This is a genomic window from Desulfonatronum sp. SC1 (genome assembly GCF_003046795.1).
Lineage (GTDB): Bacteria > Desulfobacterota > Desulfovibrionia > Desulfovibrionales > Desulfonatronaceae > Desulfonatronum.
Window position 1 is genome coordinate 1 of the sequence record NZ_PZKN01000254.1, and the last position, 340, is coordinate 340.

The following is a 340-nucleotide window of genomic DNA, read 5'->3' on the forward strand; positions in this document are numbered from 1 at the left end:
AAATGGTTAGATTGCACATCCACAAGAGAAGGCAAAGCAGGCACTCCTAACATAACCACTTGTTTTATTAATATTTTCTCTCAACTTGTTCTTATGAACCGCCGCGCAGGCGGCTTAGAAAATCCAGAACCTCTCCGGCTCCCTGAACATCCTATGAACCGCCGCGCAGGCGGCTTAGAAATTGGAGAAATTCGCCGTCACCTGATCCACGCAATGAACCGCCGCGCAGGCGGCTTAGAAACTAAGTTTATATCACCGTTTACCCCGACACCTATGAACCGCCGCGCAGGCGGCTTAGAAATCGTGGAGGAGATGCACCGTTTCAAACACTGAATGAACC

General features: G+C 49.7%; 1 protein-coding gene. It reads left to right on the top strand.

Features of this window, described 5'->3' with window-relative positions; translation table 11 throughout:
* Positions 1–333 (top strand): hypothetical protein (locus tag C6366_RS19945; RefSeq protein ID WP_158269874.1); only part of this gene is annotated, 333 nt, incomplete at its 5' end.
* Positions 334–340 lie beyond the last annotated feature (7 nt).